Annotated in this window: 2 protein-coding genes; both read right to left on the bottom strand. The window is 60.9% G+C overall.

Annotated features, from left to right (window positions below; all coding sequences use genetic code 11):
• Positions 1-70: 70 nt before the first annotated feature.
• Positions 71-847 (bottom strand): IS21-like element helper ATPase IstB, encoded by a 777-nt coding sequence (gene istB / locus U4Z64_RS37175; protein ID WP_007746479.1) that lies wholly within the window; start codon positions 845-847, stop codon positions 71-73.
• Positions 837-2,363 (bottom strand): IS21 family transposase, encoded by a 1,527-nt coding sequence (istA, locus tag U4Z64_RS37170; RefSeq protein WP_321822670.1) that lies wholly within the window; start codon positions 2,361-2,363, stop codon positions 837-839. Before istA ends, istB begins: the two co-directional genes overlap by 11 nt.
• Positions 2,364-2,465: the final 102 nt, after the last annotated feature.

Raw genomic sequence — 2,465 nt, 5'->3', positions numbered from 1 at the left:
TTGATTTGCACGGAATCCTGACCCACGATTTGCATTGAATTCTGACCCACCCGTTGGACCAGCTTTGGGGTTATTCGGTGGGTATCCTTGCTTTCTTTATCTCCTTTTTTGGTTGCGTTGTACTGTTTCTGAAACGATAGCTATCGTTGCCTGTTTCTACAATGTGACAGTGATGCGTAAGACGGTCGAGCAGCGCGGTCGTCATCTTGGCATCGGCAAACACGCTGGCCCATTCGGCGAAGCTCAGGTTGGTCGTGATGATGACGCTGGTTCGCTCATAAAGCTTGCTAAGCAGATGGAACAGCAGCGCACCGCCGGTCTGGCTGAACGGCAGGTAACCAAGTTCATCGAGCACTACGAGATCGGCGTACATGAGTCGTGTTGCAAGCTGCCCAGGCTTGCCACCAAGCTTCTCCTGTTCGAGTGCGTTGACCAGTTCGATGGTGGAGAAGAAACGCACACGGCGGCGATAATGTTCGAGCGCCTGCACACCGATCGCGGTTGCCAGATGAGTCTTTCCCGTACCGGGTCCGCCCACCAGAACGATGTTGTGCGCCGAGTCAATGAAGTCACACTGATACAGCTGCCGCACCAGCGCTTCATTGGCGTCGCTGCAACTGAAGTCGAACCCGCCGATGTCGCGATACACCGGGAAGCGCGCAGCCTTCATCTGGTACGCGAGTGAACGCACTTCGCGCTCTGCGATTTCCGCCTTGAGCAGCCCGGCGAGCACCAGTGCGGCCGACTTGTAGGCCGGCGAGTCTTGTGCAGCGAGCTCGCCTAACGCCTGTGCCATCCCGTGCAGCTTGAGTGACTTGAGCATCTGCATCATGGCGTCAGGCTGCATGGTTGTCCTCCCGATCCCGCAGGCGGTCATAGCGGCCGACGTTGGCCTGCGGCTCCACTTTCAGTGCAAAGGCCTGCGGCGTCTCCAGCGGCGGCACAGGAGGGCTGTCGAGCAGCCGGCTCAGGATGTTCAGCACCGTCTGCTTGTTGGGTGCCCCGGCTTCGAACGCCAGTTCGACCGCTGCAAGTACCATCTGTTCGTCGTGCAGCAGCACCAGCGCCAGAATCTCGACCATTTCCCGGTCACCACCCGGACGCTTCAGCAGCACGCCTTGCAGCTTGCGGAAGCCATCCGGAAACTCCGCGAAGGGTGCGCCATTGCGAAGCGCTCCCGGTTTGCGCTGCAGGACTGCCAGGTAGTGACGCCAGTCGTAGATGGTCTCGCCGCGATCATGGCTGCGATTGATACGCCGGTCGTGCTCGGCGATCACCTGGCCCTCGGCGACGAACACGAGCCTTGCCGCGTAGACGCGCAGGCTGATAGGCCGGTTGGCGAACGAAGCCGGCACGCTGTAGCGGTTGCGCTCGAAGCTCACCAGGCAGGTTGGCGAGACGGGTTTGACGTGTTCGACGAAACCATCGAACGGCTGGCCCACCGGCATCAGGTGCGGGCGCTCGGCCGACCACGCATCCCAGATCGTCATGTCATGTTCCGGGTGCCGTGTCTGCTGCCACAGCAGCACACACTGGTCGGCCAGCCAGTCGTTTAGAGCAGCGAGCGAACCGAACGCCGGCACCTTCTGCCAGAGGCGGTGGCGGCTGTCCTGGACGTTCTTCTCAATCTGCCCTTTCTCCCAGCCGGAGGCGACGTTGCAGAATTCGGCGTCGAACAGGTAGTGACTCACCATCGCACTAAACCGCGCGTTGACCTCGCGCACCTTGCCAGGGCGCACCCTGTCGACGGCGGTCTTCATGTTGTCATAGATGCCGCGGCGTGGAATGCCGCCCCAGGCGACGAACGCGTGATGATGCGCGTCGAACAGCATCTCGTGAGTCTGCAGCAAATAGGCACGCAGGAAGAAGGCGCGGCTGTGGCTGAGCTTGAGCTGTGCGACCTGCAGCTTGGTGCGCTCGCCATTGATAACGGCCCAGTCCTCGCTCCAGTCAAACTGGAATGCCTCGCCGGCGGCAAATCGCAGCGGAACGAAGGTTCCGCGTCCCGTCGTCCTGGCCTGCTCGTGCTGTTCCTGTCGCCAGCGCCGGGCGAACGCCGCCACACGGTCATAGGAGCCCGTAAAGCCTAATGCGCACAGGTCCGCGTGAATCTGTTTGAGAGTCCTGCGCTGCTTGCGCGGCCGGCTCGCCTCGGTCTTGAGCCAGCCTGCGAGCTTCGCCGCGAACCCGTCAAGCTTGCTGGGGCTGTGGCGTTCGGGATAGGCCGGCAGGACCGTACCGGCCCGTATGTAGCGTCTGACCGTGTTTCTGGACACGCCCAGTCGCTTGGCAATCTCGCGTAACGAGACATGATCGCGAAAGTGCCAGCGTCGGATGATGCTCAATATAGCCACGTCGATCACTCCGTTCCCCTGCCCGTTGCCGAGCAGGTCAGTGTTCTACGTGGGTCAATATTCGATGCAAATTACCGCGCAGGGTGGGTCAGGATTCCGTGCAAATCAACA

The sequence above is a fragment of the Burkholderia sp. BCC1996 genome (assembly GCF_905339955.1).
Taxonomy (GTDB): Bacteria; Pseudomonadota; Gammaproteobacteria; order Burkholderiales; family Burkholderiaceae; genus Burkholderia.
The sequence above is the reverse complement of the archived record's forward strand: the minus strand, read 5'-3'. Positions and strand labels throughout refer to the sequence as shown.

Coding starts and splice junctions, on each gene's coding strand:
- istB (WP_007746479.1), bottom strand. CDS start 847: ATGCAGCCTGACGCCATGATGCAGATGCTCAAGTCACTCAAGCTGCAC.